Below are 18,689 nucleotides of genomic sequence, written 5' to 3' on the forward strand. Positions count from 1 at the left end.
CATAACGAAAAGCCCAACAGTGGTTTGGACAAGGTGTCCTGCGCTGTTGGGCTTTCTTCTAAGAAAAAGTATTAGGCTTTGATGAAAGCTGGATCTTCCACGTTATAAGCGACCCATCCATCTTTTTCAATGAATAGACGTACGGCAACGATTTGACGATTATCCATCAGTGTGAAGAAGTGGTTTGTGTTCTCAGGAACCGAGATGACATCCCCTGGCTCAAGTTCAACATCGAAATAACCGAGTTCTTCGGATTTAATGATGAAGATCCCTTTACCGGAAACGATAGCGCGAATCTCATCTTCTGTGTGTGTATGAACTTGCTCAAATTTCTTAAGCAGTTCTTCGATATTCGGTGTAGCATCGGAAAGGGAGATAACATCCCAGATTTCGTAACCGCGTCTAGCCGCTAAATCACGGATTTCCGGCTCATACGCTCTGATGATTTGAGCTTTCTCTTCATCATTCAGTACGAATTTCTCGCGCAGTGCTTCAGGAAGCTTGTTCGCATCCCAATGTTCATATACAACTTCTTGGCTATCCAAGAAGGCTTTGACTTGCTCTTCGCCTTCGATTCGTTCATTCGTATTGCGAATTCTAATTTGTGCCATGCAGCATCCCTCTTTCTTAGTAAATATACTTGTATTATAGTGGAAATGGTGTGCCCTGTCGATGCATGATCATAAGTTTACCCGATAAATCCTATAGGTTTTTATGATAATTCAAAATCTTTTCATAGAAGCCGTATTCTGTTACACTAAATCTTAACATAATTTGTCGATTATTTATTATTTATCGCTTCAGGATAAGTTGAAAGGGAGTCATTTCATGTCTAAACCACCGATTCAAGAACAGCTAAAGAAAAAGATCATGATCCTCGATGGCGCCATGGGTACCATGATTCAGCAAGAGAATTTAACAGCTGAAGATTTCGGCGGCGATGATTTAGACGGCTGTAATGAAATTCTATGCGTAACTCGCCCGGATGTGATTCGTAAGATTCATGAAGCTTATTTCGCCGCAGGCGCGGATATGATAGAAACGAACACGTTCGGAACGACAAGTGTAGTACTTGCCGAGTATGATCTGCAAGACCGTCACCGCGAATTGAATCTCGCTGCAGCCAAGTTGGCAATCGAGGCAGCGAACAAATATTCAACGCCGGAATGGCCGCGATATGTCGTAGGGGCTATGGGGCCAACAACCAAAACCTTATCAGTAACAGGTGGCGTTACGTTCGACCAATTGGAAGATAGTTACTACGAACAAGCTTTAGCTTTATGTGAAGCAGGGGTCGATGCGATTCTTCTGGAAACGTCACAAGATACACTGAACGTGAAAGCAGGGAGTATTGGGATTCGCAGAGCTTTTGAAAAGCTGGGCTTCGAGCTTCCGATTATGATTTCGGGAACGATTGAACCGATGGGAACAACGCTGGCCGGGCAGAATATCGAATCCTTTTACATCTCACTTGAACATTTGAAACCTATTTCTATGGGATTGAACTGTGCTACGGGCCCTGAGTTCATGCGGGATCACATCCGAACGCTTGCGGGGATTGCGGAGACCGCCATCAGCTGTTATCCGAACGCTGGATTGCCGGATGAGAATGGTCACTATCATGAATCGCCGGAATCCTTGGCCAAGAAAATGGCCGGTTTTGCTGAGCAGGGCTGGCTGAATATTGCCGGTGGATGCTGTGGAACAACTCCTGAGCACATTCGTGCTATGGCAGAAACGCTTAGCGAGTACAAACCTAGAACGGAATATGGAACCCATTTACCCGCTGTTTCGGGAATTGAAACCTTATTTATCGAACCTGAGAACCGCCCCATCATGGTCGGTGAACGTACGAATATTTCGGGATCCCGTAAATTCAAACGCTTGATTAAGGAAGGCAAATTTGAAGAAGGCTCAGAAATTGCACGTAATCAAGTGAAAAACGGTGCACATGTCATCGATATTAACTTACAGGATACGGATATAGATGAAGCTTACGCGGTAGAAGAGTTCATGCAGCAGGTGGTCAAAAAGGTGAAAGTGCCTTTGATGATTGACTCCACGTATGATCACATTATCGAGCTGGGACTTAAATATTCGCAAGGTAAAGCGATTATTAACTCCATTAATCTAGAGGATGGCGAATCGAAATTTGCTGGGATTTTACCTCTCATCCATAGATATGGGGCCGCCGTTGTTTGTATTCTCATTGATGAACGGGGTCAGGCCGTTTCGCGCGAAGCGAAGATTGAAGTAGCAACACGTTCTTATGAGCTGCTAACCGAGAAATACGGGATGAATCCGGAGGATATCATTTTTGATCCGAATATGTTCCCTGTCGGTTCTGGAGATCCGCAGTATATCGGTTCTGCTGTGGAAACGATCGAAGGAATCAAGCTGATTAAAGAGAAATATCCAAGAGCCAAAACCATTCTTGGTTTAAGTAATATTTCATTCGGTTTACCGGATGCTGGACGCGAAGTGTTGAACTCGGTTTATTTGTACCACTGTACCAAAGCAGGCCTTGATTATGCGATTGTGAACACAGAGAAGTTGGAGCGTTATGCCTCTATTTCAGAGGAAGAACGTCAACTGGCTGAGGAACTGATTTACAATACGAACGATGAGACTTTGGCGAAATTTGTCGCTCATTTCCGTGAGAAGAAGGTCGAGAAGAAGGAGAAAATCTCCAATCTGACCTTGGAAGAGCGCCTTGGTTCTTATGTGGTGGAAGGCACGAAGGAAGGATTAATTCCGGATTTGGAAATTGCGCTGCAAACTTATTCGCCTCTTGAAGTCATTAATGGACCGCTTATGAGAGGGATGGAAGAAGTAGGCCGCCTTTTCAATGGCAATGAATTGATTGTTGCGGAAGTACTTCAAAGTGCTGAGGTCATGAAAGCGTCTGTTAATTATCTGGAACCTTTTATGGAGAAATCCGAAACGGCTGTTAAAGGTAAAATTATTTTGGCAACCGTTAAAGGTGATGTGCATGATATCGGTAAAAACCTGGTCGAAATTATCCTGTCGAACAATGGCTACAAGATTGTAAACCTTGGGATCAAAGTACCGCCTGAGCAAATTATTGATGCACAGCGCAAAGAAAACGCAGATGCAATCGGTTTATCGGGTCTATTAGTAAAATCCGCTCAACAGATGGTTATTACCGCACAGGATTTGCGTACTGCAGGTGTAGATGTGCCAATTCTGGTTGGTGGCGCCGCGCTGACACGGAAATTTACCAAAACGCGTATTCAACCGGAGTACGAAGGTGTTGTTCTCTATGCGAAGGATGCCATGGACGGTCTGGATATTGCTAACCGGTTAAGCGATCCTGAGCAGCGCAAACGTCTCATTCAGGAACTAAGAGAAAATCTGGAATCCGATGTCATGGATACAGGCAAGAAGGAAGAGAAACTGCCGCAGCTAACGCGCGTGAGTTCGTCTGCAGTGTCGAAGGATTTGCCTGTACAAGTGCCGCAAGATACAGAACGCCATATCATGAGAGATTACCCGATAAGCCATCTCATGCCTTATGTGAACATGCAAATGCTGCTCGGCCATCATCTCGGTCTCAAAGGGAAGGTTGAAGCCCTGCTTAGCGATCGGGATGCGAAGGCCATGCAGCTTAAAGATACGGTCGATTCCATTCTGTACGCGGCTCAAAATAACGGGATTATTAAAGCGCATGGTATGTACCGCTTCTTCCCGGCGCAATCCAGCGGAAATGATGTTATTGTCTACGATCCGCAAGATCATAGCAAGGTTCTTGAGACCTTCACATTCCCACGTCAAGACAAAGAGCCGTATCTGTGCTTAGCTGACTATTTGAAATCCGTAGAGAGCGGTCAGATGGATTATGTAGGCTTCTTGCTTGTGACAGCTGGGCATGATATTAATGAGCTGGCTAAGGAATGGCGCGACAAAGGAGATTACTTGAAATCTCACGCGCTGCAAGCGACTGCACTGGAAGTAGCGGAAGGTTTTGCAGAGCGTATCCACCATATTATGAGGGATGTGTGGGGAATCGCAGATCGCGTCGATATGACGATGCAAGAGAGATTTGGAGCCAAATACGTCGGCCAACGATTCTCATTCGGTTATCCGGCATGTCCGAATCTCGAAGACCAAGCCAAGCTGTTCAATCTTCTGAAGCCGGAAGATATTGGCGTTGAGCTGACAGAGTCATTCATGATGGAGCCGGAAGCATCGGTATCGGCTATCGTGTTCGCCCACAAAGAAGCGCGTTATTTCAATGTAGGCTAAGAAAAGTTATGGCATAAAGCGAGGCAGCTTACTCGAACACCTTGTTCGGCAGCGACCTCGCTTTCCGTGTTACCAACAGTGATTTTCAGAGAGATTGGGGTTTTAGAACGTGGAACTATATTTTTTGGGAACAGGGGCAGGCATGCCTTCCAAGCAGCGCAATGTCACATCGATTGCTCTTAACTTGCTGGATGAACGGGGAACCTATTGGTTATTTGACTGTGGTGAAGGCACCCAACAGCAGATTATGAATTCTCCTGTGAAACTCGGGCGGACAGAGATGCTGTTCATCACGCATTTGCATGGAGACCATTTATACGGATTGCCAGGCTTGTTAACCAGCCGCTCGTATTTGGGCGGCGATACACCGCTTACGATGTTTGGCCCTCCGGGGCTCAAACGATTTGTTGACACGGCTCTAGAAGTTAGCGGCGCGCATCTGACCTATGCATTGAAGATTGTGGAAATCGAGGAGGAAGGACTCCTCTTTGAAGATGACACATTCTTGGTGGAGACTGCGCGTTTGGAGCATCGCATTGAGTGTTTCGGTTATCGGATCATCGAGAAGGACCAACCCGGGAAGCTGATGTTGGATAAGCTGACGGCGCTAGGTATCCCCGCCGGGCCGATCTACGGGAAGCTTAAGCAAGGGCAGACGGTTCAGCTTGAGGATGGGCGTACGCTGCATGGCGCCGATTTCCTGGGTGCGCCGATTCCCGGACGCATCGTCGTCATTCTCGGGGATACCCGCTACTGCAGCGGGGCTCAGCTTTTGGCTCGAGGCGCCGACGTGCTTGTACATGAGGCGACATTCGCCATGGATAAGCAGGAACTAGCCTATTCTTTCGATCATGCGACATCTACGGATGCGGCACGGATTGCGCAAGAAGCAGGAGCGAATGCCTTGATTATGACGCACATTAGTTCGCGCTACCAAGGGGACGCAGTGTTGGAACTGCTGCAAGAAGCACAGCATCATCACAGCAACAGCCACATTGCCAAAGATTTTTGGAGCTTTGATGTGCCACGAAAAGGTTAGAGAGCATGGAATGGGACTATTTCGGAAGGTCAGTGATGGCCGAACGGATAGTCTCTTTTTTTATCCGGTTAGTCGTGTCCATCCGTCGAAAAAAGTCATTTTCGTAATTCTTGCTCATACACTATCCAAAAGGTGTGTAGACTGAGGTGACGAAATGGGGATTCCAGCAGCAGAAATACTGCTTTCTATCTTTATGTCCTCGATTTTTTATGTTATGTTAAGGGAAATAAGAAATGCTTATAAAGATTCTGGATGAACCGGTTTTTGAGCGGAAAGGAAGACAACATGCTTGGTTTTGCAATTTTATTGGCTTTTAATTTCATAGGGTATGTGATCCAAATGGGCCTGCACCTGCCGCTACCTGGCAACGTGATCGGGCTCATGCTATTTACAGCGGCTTTATTCGCTAAGCTCGTTAAACTTGAATGGGTGGAAGACGCCGCGTCGCTGCTGACCAGGCATATGATGCTTTTTTTTATCCCCTACACGGTTGGTATTCTCTTGTTTCTGCCTATTATTGGTGCCAATCTGGTTGCGATTTGCGGTGGTATCGTCGGTGCGACGGCTGTCGTTCTGATCGTTACGGGATGGGTATCCTCCAAGCTAGGTAAGGAAGGGGAAAAATATGGCGGGTAATATGCTGCAGAACCCCTTATTCGGTTTATCATTAAGTGTTTTGATTTATGCGTTCGCTAATGTGATGTATCAGCGATGGCGGTTTATGCATCCGCTTTTTGTATGTACAGGACTTATAATTCTTATTTTAGTTGGTTTTCGAATTCCTTTTGAAGATTTTAAACGAGGGGCGGACGTTCTCACGCTTCTTCTTGGACCGGCAACCGTTGCCTTAGGTGTCCCACTGTATAAATACAGATCCTTAATCCGGTCCAATTTAAAGCGCGTCATGCTTAGCGTATTGGCAGGATCCATCACTGGCATAGCATCGAGCGCGGCTATCGTTGGACTCCTTGGCGGCAGCCAGTCAATTATTCTTAGTATGCTGCCTAAGTCGGTTAGCTCGCCAATCTCCATTGAAATCGCTACGCGGTTAGGGGCGATACCGGAGCTTACGGCCGTTCTGACGACGATGACGGGTTTGTTTGGCAGCATGTTTGGCACGCGCTTGTTGAATTGGCTAAAGATAAGAGACGACATCTCCATCGGGATTGCTTTAGGGACGGCCGCACATGGCATTGGAACAGCGAAGGTCGTCAAGGATTCAGAGCAGCAGGGCGGTTTTGCCGGACTGTCCATGGCGATCTGTGGCATCATGACATCTATTTTATTCATACCGATCTATTACTGGCTCCAATGACTTTGTAAATGAACAGGATAAACCGTATTTCGTCTTCGCGGCGAATGCGGTTTATTTTCATTTTCCAAACATTACAATTTTTTTACAATACGAAAACGAAACCATAATAAACCTCTGCTACGATGGAACAGTGAGAATCCAGTAGAAAGGCGTGAAGAAGATGAGTGGACCCCTTCTGAATACGGCGCCTCAGCAGGCCAAACTAGCGGTTAGGCTTGCAAGCAGCGCAGATGAAATTGAGCAGGCCATGAGACTAAGGTATCAGGTTTTCGTTGAAGAAGAGAAAAACATGCGAATGCTCAATGAGGAAGGTCTGGAAAAAGACGCTTATGATGCGTACTGCGATCATCTCATTGTGAAAGATTTGGACACAGATCAGGTTGTAGGGACTTACCGTCTGCTACCAGGAGATCGTGCCCTTCAAGGCATAGGCTTTTATTCGGAGACTGAATTTAATTTAGCGGCTTATACCGCGTATAAAGAACAGACGCTGGAACTGGGGCGCAGCTGCATTGCACCGGAGTATCGCGGCGGGAAAGCGATTCAGCTTTTATGGGAAGGCATTGCCGGTTATATTACGGAGCGAAATTACACTCATTTAATTGGCTGCGCTAGTGTACATATGAGCAATTTAGAAGATTTAAATCTCATTTATACGATGCTGCTTCAAAAACAGGTTATTACAAACCGATACGGTATCGAACCGCTTTCCACCCACCGGATACCAGGGCTTGCACGTTTGGAAGTTGAATGTAACGAGAAAGATGTGTTTCGTAAGCTTCCCCCACTCATGAAGGGTTATCAATGGCTCGGTGCTGAAATTGGCGGCGATCCGGCGTATGATGAGCTATTTGAGACCGTTGATTTTTTTATCATTTTGGAAAAAGATCGGGTCACAAGACGGTACAAACGTCATTTTCTAACAACGTAGGCAAGGAGGATTTGCTTTGTATGATTGGATCGCCAAACTAACTTCTGATGAACATAAACTGGCGCGTATCGAACACAAGCTGCGAATCATTCCGCTTTGGGTTTTGCATGCGGTGTGTGCGTTTATCTCTTTTGCCGGTCATGCTGCTTTGCGTAATAGCTTAGTTAGACGAGTGGAGCATAATATTGCTGATTTGCTTGATGACATGCCGAAACGAGCCATTCGTGCGACTTCCAAGAATTATATGGAAAATGTTGTGTTTACGCTTGTTGAGATTCTTTTCTTATCTCAGCGGCTGTTAAAATTGCAAACGCATCATTTCAATGTGCAGGGCGAGGAAAACCTCCGAGAAGCTCAAAACCGATCGAACGGAAAGGGTTTTATCGTCTATACGCCGCATATAGGCAATTTTTTTTACTACTACTGGTATTTGACCCGGAAATATGATTGTCTGACCGTCGCTTCAGCAGGCAGTCAGGAGCTTAGACCTCTTTATCTGAAATTTGCTGCCATGGGCTGCAAAGGACTGGATTATGACAGTGTTCCTCCTCTGGAGCTGTATCGGACCTTAAAAAAGCATTTGCAGAACGGTGGCATCGTTTTTCTGCTAGGGGACTTCTGGCGCGCTTCCTTTCCGTTATCCCGTTTCTTCGGGAGATTGACTCGAACGCCTGAAGGTGCGGCAATGCTTGCTCATGATTTGCGAATCCCCATTGTACCGTTCTACGGGCATCGTACCCACGGTTTCAATCATAAGCTGATCTTTGGTTCGCCTCTTGAACTTCAAGATGAGTTATCCGGGCGTATCGCACGCGCTGAGGTAAACCTGCAGTTGAATGGGTTCATGGAGCGGGTCATCCGAGAGCAGCCGGGTTCTTGGTTCTATTGGTTCAATGTGCATGAACGTTGGGAAGAAACATCTGTCACAAATGCTGATCAAACGACATCATCTGAAGTAGGATAGCACACATATGACAAAGGATGGGTGATTGACACATGGACACAGGAAGCCATTTATTGTTCGGCGTCACCTTAGCAGGTCTTGCTTGTTTGGAGCCTGTCGTATCGCAAGATCCGAATTTGACCCACGCAATTCTGGCAGGAACGCTCATTGGTTCGCATGCCCCTGACTTTGATACGATCGCAAGAATCAAAGGGTATACGAACTATTTGCGTGTTCATCGAGGAATTACCCATTCCTTGCCGGCACTTTTTATTTGGCCGATTGTGCTCAGTTTGCCTCTTGCAGCTATCTTTGGCGTATGGGATCATTTCTTTAGCCTGTATCTGTGGACTTTGTTGGCCGTTGTTTTTCATGTGTTTTTGGACTTATTTAACGTATACGGCGTGCAGTGTCTCCGCCCGTTCTCTTCCAAATGGCATCATCTCGATACCCTCTGTCTCTACGAGCCTTTCCTGTTCGTCCTGCATACCGTTGGCGTCCTTATTTGGATTTTTGTTTGGCGCGGCAGCGGTGGGCTTCATATCGGAGAGATGTTCGCGCTGATTTACGTGGCGACCTTCTTTTACATTGCCATTCGGAGCGAACAGCGGAAACGATTTGTTAAATTGGTGAAAAAGGAACTGAACCTGGAAGACGGGATCTGCCATCTCATCCCCAGTCTCAGTTGGTTCCGTTGGCAATTCGTCATTGAAAGCGATACGCGGTTTTACTTGGGCGAAATTCGGGATGGTTCTGTCGTGACGGAAGTGGAATATAGCAAAATTGACTATAACCAGGAACAGTCACACCCGATCGTGCAAGCTACCCTGGCAACGGATGGCGTCCGTGCCTTCTTGCACTTCGCGCAGCGCATTCATGTGTGCTGGACCGAGAAAACGGACGGCTATGAAGTGCAGTGGCGAGATGTCCGATTCTGGCATCAACGGAAGCTGCCATTTGGCGTAAATGTTCATCTGGATCGCGATATGAATGTGGTTAGCGACACGCTGGGTTGGGATAAAAAGGCGTGGGACCCGCCCTATGTCTAAGGTCGAGAACAGCTTAAGAAGCCTTGCTCCTATATGGGAGTGAGGCTTTTTTAACATTTCGGGAAAGGGACACAAATTGAGCCCTGATTGTCATTTTTTATTCAGGAAATCAGTGATAAGAGCCGAAAATATGGTACAATAGTCCTATATTAAAAGTCCTATATTTGCAGATGCGTGACAGGTTGAAATTATTAATCTTAGGAGCACATGAGATGAGTAGAAGAGAGCCCCGTGAAGAGGGATTTACGCTGATAGAGGTTTTGGCTGCGACGGTCATATTGTCTGTGGCTTCCATGGCGATGCTGGCGTTTTTCATTAACGCGATGTCGTATAACAAAGGAAATCAGAATAAAACGGTGATGGTGAATTTGGCGAGGAACGCTTTGTTTTATATGGAGAAGCAGAACTATGCAACGATTCATAATTATTTTATTGATCCTAGTACGGGTGACCTAAAGGATAATCTAGATATTTCACCCAAGAACTGCAGTACTAGAAATATTTGTGATAAACCTGATTTACAAAATTTATTTCTAAACCCGAATATGAAGCTCCTCTGGGATGTGCTTAACCCCAAGGTAAATGATATTGAATATCAAATATCCGTGTCTTATCAGGTAGATATTACAAATGAGTTGAAGGATGATCCTGTAAAAAAAGGGATGGCGAATTATTTGCTGCCTATTCATGTTGAAGTGACTGTCAAAGATAACAACGTGAATAACGGAAGAAATAAACCTGTCATTGTGGAGGGCTATATTGCAAATGAGTCGATTCGTTAACAGCATCAAAGAGCAAAAGGGTTACTCGCTGGTCGAGCTCATTGCTGCTTTAAGCATTTTCTCTTTGATAGCTGGATCCATTTATGGGGTGATTAATTTTGGTTTCAAAGCTTATGATCGAGTGAATGTCGAGAATTCTCTGCGGGATGAAGGCGATATCATTATGTCGGCGATTATGAGTGAGTTTTATACACAAGGCCCCGAAACCGTTGAGAATTTCAGCACGAACAGTGAAACGGAAAATGGCATTTTGATGCATATAAAAACAAGAGATAAAAATAATGTTGTGCATGATTCAGTTAGTCATGTGGTTATCGATAAAACGGACCATAAAGTTTACATCTATAACGATCAGAAAACGGCCAGCAGTGCTATAGAATTAAAATCTCAAGTTATGAGCGATTCTATGATTCACATTAACAGCTGTACAAATGGATGTACGAACGGGCTTATCAATGTCACATTGGAACTGAGTCAGACTTCTAAAGGAAGAGATCACAAGCTCAAGCTGCAAAGCCAGTTCGGTTTCTAAGGAGGAGTAGCATGTTTCGCGAGGAGCGCGGTTCAGCATTGCTGTTAGTTTTATTTATGGTTCTTATTTTTTCGATATTAGGTTTGGCTGTGTTGAGTGCAAGCATAGGCGGTGCAACAAGAACGGAGACGAAGCAAAAGGATGTTCAAAGTTTGCATTTGGCTGAGAAGGCGTTGAATGAGGCTGCTGCTTATATCATGTCCGATTTTGAAAGTCAGGATGGCGTTAACATTGATGAAGTTCAAAATAGGTTGGATGACATTACAGTGAAGTTAAATGGGAGAGCGACCAGTACTTTATTGGATCATGATGTAGGTGCAGCCAGAGGGAAAATACATAGTATCGAATTCAAAGAAAATAAAAAAGAGGACAGCTCGCTGAATTATAAAATTACGATTGATGCTGAAGCTACTGTGAATAATGTCACGCGTCTACTTACCCAGGATATTGTTTTGGACACGTTTCCAGATTCACTGAAATATGCGATGGGTTCGGAAGGAACTGTGCTGATTAATGGATCGCCTTATATCATCGGGGATATTTATGCGGGAGAAGCTTTAAAGGTTAAAAATGAAGCTGAATATTTGTACCTTGGTACGCCGTTATATCAGTCGACGAAATTCCCGAAGTTGGAGGGAAGCGCCTACGTTCAAAAGAATGCATCCGGGGACGGGTTAAATGCTTATTATTGTGAGACGGTAAGCGCAACAGTTTCTCAAACCAGTCCGCAATGTGACACACTTGAAAATGTCGGCAACAGCAATAGTGGTTATAAAAGTATTAGTGAAGAAGAGGGAGAGGGCGTAAAAACAATCAAAGAGGTGCTGACTAGCACGGATCCAGCGAATATACATGTCAAAGACCAGAGTAAATTTGCAGGGATAGAAGTCAACGAAGCCTTCGTGGATAAAATGGTTCAGGCCATCGGGAAAAACAAGTTAGATCCAGATTTCCAAAGAACGAACGTGAAGACGGCGTTGTCGTCACGAGAGAGTCTGACGAACTACTTGCGTCCATTGATTGAGGTTATTGATCCGCTGGATGAAGTAGAGCCTGATCCTGCTAATGCTCCTGAGTATGCCGCATACGAGGAAAAGAAAAGAAATCTTACGGCTTTGTTTTCATCCGAGCTTGAGAATACGATGATGTATAATGGCAATTTAACGATAGATGGCGGCGAGGTATTCAGTAAATTGCTTTACAAAGAAAGTGTGAAAAACCCCGTTCCTGTTAATTTAAATAAAAGCAGCTGGTTCATTGTAAATGGTGATTTAACGATTAATAATACGAATATAGATAAAGGCAACCTTGACATTAAAGCTAATATTCTGGTTACAGGGAATTTATCTATTCATAACACCGTTAATATGGATTCCACCATCTACACGTTAGGTAAAACGGAGATTGTGGATGCTTCTATTTTAGGTTTGAAGGGTATAGATAGTGGCGGTAAACTTGTTGACAAAGAGTTAGTTCTTATTTCTAAAGGAGCTATTGATATTTATCGCGTGAATTCGTTTCGTGATATTAAAGAACCCTTTACGTATAATTCAAATGAACCTGGAAACCCGCCAGTGGAGACGCATGGTGCTAATCCTCCAATCTTAAAAGCTTTTTTCTACACGGATAGTGATGCAACGATTTATGGGGTAGGTTCCGTATTTTGGGTATATGGCGGCTTTTTTGCCAAAGGTAACTTGACAGTCAATGCCATTCGTGGGAATGCTACAGGCGGAGTAGAAAGTATTAAAATGGATGATCAAACACAAGTCACTTCGGAGAATCTGTCGCGTCTCATTATCGATTATAACAGTAAGATTTTTGAGAATCAGAAGGTTGGTTTGCCTCGCGTTTCTAAGGTAGGTTTGACTGTAGGGAAGAAAAAGCAAGTGACGGAGTTTAAATGATACTGGTAAAAAAAGAGGCTGTCCCAATGTGATTGGGGCAGCCTCTTAGCGTTTTAATATCTGTCGTCAAACTCGATGACGTTCACCGTAATTTCGTCTTTCACCGTTTCATCGTCTTTATTCGTGACGGTAATCGTTGTTGACCCTTGCTTGAAGCCGGTTACCAGGCCATTGGAGTCAACATCAGCGATAGTCGAACTACTACTTTTCCATTGTAATTGACCATTTAGGTCATTCATCCATTCTTTTTTCCACTTGTTTGGCGTAACGGTTAGATATTTAAGTAAGTCAAACGATCTTTGAGCAGCTGTACCTTTTGCGTATAAAGTGATCGTCGAATCAGGAAGTTCCAACTTCGTCAGGTCTTGCCTCACGTCAACAACCTTGGCTGCTGTTTTGGAAGGGAAGCCAGGGCCTCCAGCCACGTCTACTTTGATATGGATAGTGCCTTTCTTAACCCCTATGAGTGTTACAGTTTGCTTGTTGTCATCGCCAACAATGGCAGCCTCACCATTTTCTCCAGGTTCACTGATTAATCTCCACTTAAACCCATTGTTTAATGCTGTTGAAGGATTCAAAGCAGCCTTCAGCACGATGGACTCACCTTTGTCCATTGTAATAACAGAGATGCCGCTCTCAACACCGTCGATCATCCTGACAATGGCTAAGGATTCGACGGAGATGCTAAAGCTTTGTTTATACGTGATGTCTTTATCCGTCACAATGCTGACCGTTCCTGTTACTAAGCCAACATTTTTACCTGTAAAGTCTCTGGAATCTTCTGCAGATTTCGTTACATTTGCAAAAGATTGATTTGGGTTATCTAAAACCCATGTGAAAGTCTTAGCTTTCTGATGTGAAGATCGCAACCATGCCCGAAGCGTTGTTGTTCCGGAGATATTTACGACTTTATCTCCATCAAATTCGACAGTAGGTTGAGCAACAGTTATCGTAGCAGAAGCAATGACACTTTGATCAATTTTCGAAATAATCGTTACTTGTGTCGATCCTTCGGATATAGCTTGATAATTCCCCGAGTTATCTACTTTCAGCACATTCTCATTCGCTGACTTCCAGACAACTTCCGAATTCAATTCTAACGGAGGTGTAATGGATGGTGACAGGCTGCCGCTTTGGCCGACGTCAACGGTTTGATCATTTAGTTGCAGTGAAATGACAGTTACTTTAAAGCTGGCATCGTAGGAACTCCTTTGATCAGTGACCATATGTACGGTTCCGATAATAATCCCAGGCTGCTTTCCGGTAAGAGTTCTCGTTGGACTCCCATCTAAACCGGTGAATTCTGCTTTCAATTTATCCTCATCTGAAACATTCCAAGTCGTATAAGTAGGTGTTTCATTGACTGAACTTAGAAGAGCTTGAAGCGTAATGGGTTGACCGCCAATAAAGAGTTTATCAGGCCCGTTAACAGAAATTGATGGCTGAATGACTGTAATCGTCGCTGTGCCGGATAGATTCGTGCCATCCGTCGTGGTTGCTTTAATTGTAGTTGTACCAACAGCTACCCCTCGAGTATTTCCGTTAGAGTCGACTGTGACCACGTTTGGATTGTTTGATTCCCATGTAAGCACTTTAATACTTGCATTTGTAGGCTCGAAATTTGGTGTTAGAACATAAGATTGATTAACACGAATCGTAGAATTGTCTATTCTTACAGAAGTCACTGGAACCGCTGTAACGTTAACGCTGAAATTTTTGGAATAAGTACTTTCTTTATCTGTTGTAATCGTAACAGAGCCATTCACAGCTCCCGCTTTAACACCAGTTAATACACGCTTGTAATCACCATCTGTTACAAAGCTCGCTTTATCCTGATCGGGTGAGCTCCAAGAAATGGATGCTACAGTTTCATTAATTGTTGAGAAAATAGCTTCTAACGTGATCTTCTCTCCAATATTTACCGATGTTGGTCCATTAACCGTCAAAGAAGGTTTAACTACGGTAACGGTCGCGTTGGCTGTCAGATTGGATCCGTCTGTGGAATTAATGATAACTTTCGCTGTTCCTTCAGCTACGCCTGTAATGTTCCCTGAACTGTCTACGGTAACCAGATCGGACCGGTCTGTGCTCCAGGTCAAGTTGGGATTATCAGCATCGGACGGTGTATAGTTTGAATTTAATTTGATGGTTTCGCCAACGCGAATACTAGCGCTCCCTACATTAATTGATGTTAAAGGTATGAATATTTTTACTGTGTAATCTTTGGAATAAGTATTTCCTTTATCTGTTACAACGGTAGCTGTTACAGTCACGGTGCCTTTTTGTACACCATGTAAGATGCCAGTAAATTTATCGCTTACCGTGAAGTTCGCTTTGCTGGAATTTGAAGAACTCCATCTGACTGAAGTTACGTTCTCATTCACGGTTACCAGTGCTGCTTGCAATGATATATCTGCACCAACAGCCACTTCCGTCGGACCTGTAATATTCAAGCCAGGTTGGATAACAGAAACGACAGAAGTTGCGGTAAGTCCGCTGCCATCTTTCGCGAAAGCCATGATTTTGGCAGTTCCGGCATTGACACCTCGAATTTCACCACTTGCATTAACCGTAACGATGGTTGCCGCATCCGTTGTCCAAGTGAAGTCTTCGTTCTTTTGGTAGGTAGCATCACTAGGCATTATCTTTGGAATCAGTTTGGAAGTATCACCTTTTGCAATCGTAAGGTTATCCAACGTCAAGGATGTTAGTTTCGTGAATGCGGTTATGACTTTGTTCGAAAAGAGCACATTTTGATCTGCTGAAGCAAAATCCTTGTATTTTAGATTGGCATTTGATAAAGAATAGTCTCCGGCTTTCGTTGGTTTAACAACGACGGTGAACGTGGAACTGCTAGCTACAAATTGATTGCCTTCTCTGCGGTATGGAATTTCGCCGATATCACCTTCAAGGGTAAAGCCGCTTGTTAAAGAGCCTGTTTTCGTGAAACCTGTTGGAATGGTTACAAGTTCTAAGTTCACAGGGAATGTTTCTTTATAATGCAAGCCTGTAATTTTTAAATCTTCAAGGTTCGTAGCCGCACTGTAAGGTTTTGCTGTTGGATTAATGATGTAATTTACAGTCACAGGACTGTTCACTTCAATTTTTTCAGCTGATACCGTACGATCTGGCGTTAAACCAGTAGAGGTAATGACTTTGACGGCAACTTCTTTTGTTTCAAGAGCGCCTGCGGCATCTTTGGTTGAGACTGAGATCGTCAAATCTCCGCCGCTTGCAGCTAGTGGATTAGGGAAAGTTTTGGTGATTGTCTCACCTTTATTTGTCTCCGTATCCGCTAGAACTTTGACTGATTGATTATTACCTGAAGCGTCTTTGTAAGTAAAAGTAATGGATGAGGTCACTTTTTTATCATTTAAGTCCAAATCGTCGGGTTTGAAACTGACAGAAATTGAACTATTCGCTGAGATATAATTCTTTAAAGATTCGTTGAACGGTGCTGGAGATATGAGATCTAGAGTAGGCTTATGATTTGAACCGATGAAAGCCCTGTACATCGTGTTTACGAACAGCTTTTGTTCCCAATCTGGAAAAGAGCTGTTTTTGGTTGTGTTTACGAAATTGTGCCCTGTACCTGAATAGGTGACATTCCCTTTGGAGTAGGTGTAATAATGATTCCAGCTATCTTCCACGTCACGAGGACTTCCATTGATGTTGTACCAAGGAATAACCTTGGGATCGTTTAGATCCAGCCTAAAATATTGATCGTGCGTTGTTGCCACGGATGGTGTCATTTCGCTTATAAAGTAAGGGAATTCGGTCAGCAAACCTTCATTTATTTTTACAGTTGACGTTGATGTGTTAGGGGCATTGAGACCCATATTCGTCATTGGACCGACTTGCCCTGTATCCGCTTGGAAATTAGTGATCCATGTTTGATTCCCTTGATAGACGGTATCGTGGGTGAACATAACGCCTTGACCTGTAGCGATAAATGATTTAACTGCAGCAGCAGCTGTTGAAGAAATGTCTGCAGTTCCGTTGTATGAATCGTTAAAACCGAAGATCAACATATCGTATTTGCTATTTAAAGTTTTGTATTCCGTTGAGTTAAACGTATTGAAGTCAATGACTGAGATGCTGATATCATAATCGTCAGAATGTAAATAATTTTGTTTTAAGTTTGACTCTAAAAGTAGGCTGCTGGTCTTACTAGTCGACTGCGAGTTAGGAATAACTTGCAATACCTTAATGGTTGGCGACTGGTCTTTATAACGGAAAACGCCTGCAGCCGAATCTTTCAGCTTGCCAGTGCTGGTTTGATCAACGAGCTCTAGACGCCAGTAGTAAAGCCCTGAGTAACCTTTTGGAAGCGTAAAGCTAATTGTATTATTGGTAAGGGAAGTTACAGGGACCGTCTGTACTAAATTGGAAGCATCGAATTTTAAGACACTGTCGACACCTAAATATAAATTAGCTACCAAATTGCGCTGACTGATGTTTCTAACATTAGAGACATTAAATGTATAAGTCAAAGTGTCGCCAGCTTTATACTTAATGTCACGATTAGAGCTTACTGTGTAGTCAGTCGGTTTGCTTGTCAGATTGAGTTGAGGGCGAACATTGGCATTTACAAGCAAGTTTGTTTTCTCAATAAAGGCAGATGAACTACCAATATCCGTGTCATTTACAAAAATCACATTACTTTTGGGTGTTGTTGTATTGTAGGAATTAAACAAATTGTATAAATTACCATTGGACTTAGTATGGATACCATTGCTGTTTAAGTATCCTTGGTACAAAGCACCACGTTTCTTGGACGAGTCGCTATAGACAATAACGGGTAATCCTTTATTTATGTATTTGTCTGTAATTTCTGTTGCTTTGAGAGATGTAATGTCATTCTCAAGGAAACGAGTATCGTGGTTGCTTCCAGTCTCTGAGGTGGGATTAAATAAACTTTTTCCGAAGTAAATGGCATCGTATTTACCATCTAATTCATCGCGGAGCGCAACGAATTTTTTCATGCTCATTGTTTCTAGCTGAAAATCAGTATTCGTACCTAGTTTATCTTTTAAATCTGAAGTGAGTGTTTTCTCGTTAGAAGACTTCTCCAAATCTTTAATCTCAAGAATTTTCAATGGTTTGGTGAGATCGAAATAGGAAATTTGAAATTTTGTAAGCGTAGACGTGGAATTGCTTTGCTCTGCATTTATTTCGTTACTGCTATCATCTTCTAAACTGACAAAGTAATCTTTAAGGTTACCTACAGGTTTGAATGATACCGTGGAGTCAGAATTTGTTATCATCCTGAACTTCTGATTGTCGGTAATTGTTTGTGATGAAGCTTTTAGCGTATCCGTTCTATTAGACCCAATCGTCACATATTTGGAATTTGCTCTTGATTTTAAAGCGTAAATGCCTTCCCCTTGGTCAACTAAATCAAACAAATCGGATACCCATGGATTCGTCTTATTCGCATAAAGCGAAGAACTGTTACTCGTATCCGTCGTGATGTATTTGCTGTTATTGACAGATTTCAGTGCTACGGTTACCGTGTCTCCGGCAGCTGCTAGAACTGTTTGGCTCGGAAGACCTGTGAACCCGAACCATGATATGACCATGGATGTGATCAGTAAAAAACTGATCTTTTTTTGTATGGCTGAAAACATACATTTCTCTCCTCCCGTAGACTTTCATATAGTAATATTTATATGAGACTATTTTACTACTTTTTGGTCCTAAAAATATACAGTTTGTGTATATGATATCGAAAATATTTTAGGAAAACATAAGAAAATTGATGAAAATTACAAAATTTTAATATTTTTTTTAAAGAGGATTATCCGAGATAGGGAACGAATTGTAATGTTATAGGTAGTTTAGAACTATGAAATTGGGTAATTCGACGCAACTCGATAAGAAAAATATTCTAAAATGTACCCTGATGTTGTATAATGATTTTTA

At 43.4% G+C, this 18,689-nt stretch carries 12 protein-coding genes; 10 read left to right on the forward strand and 2 right to left on the reverse strand.

Translation table 11 applies throughout. From position 1 onward, the window contains the following. Positions 1–71 precede the first annotated feature (71 nt). Positions 72–611, reverse strand: a complete 540-nt coding sequence (locus ACKTT9_RS15700; protein ID WP_407872283.1) for a 1,2-dihydroxy-3-keto-5-methylthiopentene dioxygenase — start codon at positions 609–611, stop codon at positions 72–74. A 217-nt stretch (positions 612–828) separates the two neighbouring features. On the opposite strand from ACKTT9_RS15700, the gene metH reads away from it, so the two are divergent. The 10 genes from metH to ACKTT9_RS15750 all read left to right on the forward strand — a co-directional run bounded on the left by metH (position 829) and on the right by ACKTT9_RS15750 (position 12,764). Beyond that, positions 829–4,266 carry a methionine synthase gene (gene metH / locus ACKTT9_RS15705; RefSeq protein WP_407872284.1) on the forward strand — a complete coding sequence of 1,146 codons (3,438 nt, stop codon included), beginning with the start codon at positions 829–831 and terminating at the stop codon, positions 4,264–4,266. 109 nt (positions 4,267–4,375) lie between these two features. Beyond that, positions 4,376–5,305 (forward strand): ribonuclease Z, encoded by a 930-nt coding sequence (gene rnz / locus ACKTT9_RS15710; protein ID WP_407872285.1) that lies wholly within the window; start codon positions 4,376–4,378, stop codon positions 5,303–5,305. Between the two features lie 285 nt (positions 5,306–5,590). After that, a complete protein-coding gene (locus tag ACKTT9_RS15715; RefSeq protein ID WP_407872286.1) occupies positions 5,591–5,941 on the forward strand; it encodes a CidA/LrgA family protein in 351 nt (116 codons plus the stop codon). Beyond that, complete coding sequence (locus ACKTT9_RS15720) at positions 5,931–6,620, forward strand: LrgB family protein (RefSeq protein WP_127451683.1); 690 nt, start codon at positions 5,931–5,933, stop codon at positions 6,618–6,620. The genes ACKTT9_RS15715 and ACKTT9_RS15720 overlap by 11 nt, the downstream gene beginning before the upstream one ends. Positions 6,621–6,780: 160 nt before the next feature. Next, positions 6,781–7,551 carry a GNAT family N-acetyltransferase gene (locus ACKTT9_RS15725; protein WP_407872287.1) on the forward strand — a complete coding sequence of 257 codons (771 nt, stop codon included), beginning with the start codon at positions 6,781–6,783 and terminating at the stop codon, positions 7,549–7,551. A gap of 16 nt (positions 7,552–7,567) precedes the next feature. Beyond that, entirely contained in the window at positions 7,568–8,515 is a 948-nt protein-coding gene (locus tag ACKTT9_RS15730) for a lysophospholipid acyltransferase family protein (protein WP_407872288.1), read from the forward strand. A 32-nt stretch (positions 8,516–8,547) separates the two neighbouring features. Further along, positions 8,548–9,543 carry a metal-dependent hydrolase gene (locus ACKTT9_RS15735; RefSeq protein WP_407872289.1) on the forward strand — a complete coding sequence of 332 codons (996 nt, stop codon included), beginning with the start codon at positions 8,548–8,550 and terminating at the stop codon, positions 9,541–9,543. Positions 9,544–9,755: 212 nt separating this feature from the next. After that, positions 9,756–10,325 carry a prepilin-type N-terminal cleavage/methylation domain-containing protein gene (locus ACKTT9_RS15740; protein WP_407872290.1) on the forward strand — a complete coding sequence of 190 codons (570 nt, stop codon included), beginning with the start codon at positions 9,756–9,758 and terminating at the stop codon, positions 10,323–10,325. Next, entirely contained in the window at positions 10,309–10,857 is a 549-nt protein-coding gene (locus tag ACKTT9_RS15745; RefSeq protein WP_407872291.1) for a type II secretion system protein J, read from the forward strand. Before ACKTT9_RS15740 ends, ACKTT9_RS15745 begins: the two co-directional genes overlap by 17 nt. Positions 10,858–10,868: 11 nt before the next feature. Further along, the gene (locus ACKTT9_RS15750; protein WP_407872292.1) at positions 10,869–12,764 is read left to right on the forward strand and encodes a hypothetical protein; all 1,896 of its coding nucleotides are present in this window, start codon (positions 10,869–10,871) and stop codon (positions 12,762–12,764) included. Positions 12,765–12,817: 53 nt separating this feature from the next. Here ACKTT9_RS15750 and ACKTT9_RS15755 read toward each other — a convergent pair whose 3' ends face one another. Further along, positions 12,818–18,394 carry a DUF5057 domain-containing protein gene (locus tag ACKTT9_RS15755; RefSeq protein WP_407872293.1) on the reverse strand — a complete coding sequence of 1,859 codons (5,577 nt, stop codon included), beginning with the start codon at positions 18,392–18,394 and terminating at the stop codon, positions 12,818–12,820. Positions 18,395–18,689 lie beyond the last annotated feature (295 nt).

Source organism: Paenibacillus sp. P36 (assembly GCF_045866505.1).
Taxonomy (GTDB): Bacteria; Bacillota; Bacilli; order Paenibacillales; family NBRC-103111; genus Paenibacillus_E; species Paenibacillus_E chondroitinus.

Excerpts from the sequence above, each read along its gene's own strand:
- ACKTT9_RS15755 (WP_407872293.1), bottom strand. The coding sequence starts at position 18,394 with ATGTTTTCAGCCATACAAAAAAAGATCAGTTTTTTACTGATCACATCC.
- ACKTT9_RS15750 (WP_407872292.1), top strand. The coding sequence starts at position 10,869 with ATGTTTCGCGAGGAGCGCGGTTCAGCATTGCTGTTAGTTTTATTTATG.
- ACKTT9_RS15740 (WP_407872290.1), top strand. The coding sequence starts at position 9,756 with ATGAGTAGAAGAGAGCCCCGTGAAGAGGGATTTACGCTGATAGAGGTT.
- ACKTT9_RS15725 (WP_407872287.1), top strand. The coding sequence starts at position 6,781 with ATGAGTGGACCCCTTCTGAATACGGCGCCTCAGCAGGCCAAACTAGCG.
- ACKTT9_RS15715 (WP_407872286.1), top strand. The coding sequence starts at position 5,591 with ATGCTTGGTTTTGCAATTTTATTGGCTTTTAATTTCATAGGGTATGTG.
- ACKTT9_RS15745 (WP_407872291.1), top strand. The coding sequence starts at position 10,309 with ATGAGTCGATTCGTTAACAGCATCAAAGAGCAAAAGGGTTACTCGCTG.
- ACKTT9_RS15700 (WP_407872283.1), bottom strand. The coding sequence starts at position 611 with ATGGCACAAATTAGAATTCGCAATACGAATGAACGAATCGAAGGCGAA.
- ACKTT9_RS15735 (WP_407872289.1), top strand. The coding sequence starts at position 8,548 with ATGGACACAGGAAGCCATTTATTGTTCGGCGTCACCTTAGCAGGTCTT.
- metH (WP_407872284.1), top strand. The coding sequence starts at position 829 with ATGTCTAAACCACCGATTCAAGAACAGCTAAAGAAAAAGATCATGATC.
- ACKTT9_RS15720 (WP_127451683.1), top strand. The coding sequence starts at position 5,931 with ATGGCGGGTAATATGCTGCAGAACCCCTTATTCGGTTTATCATTAAGT.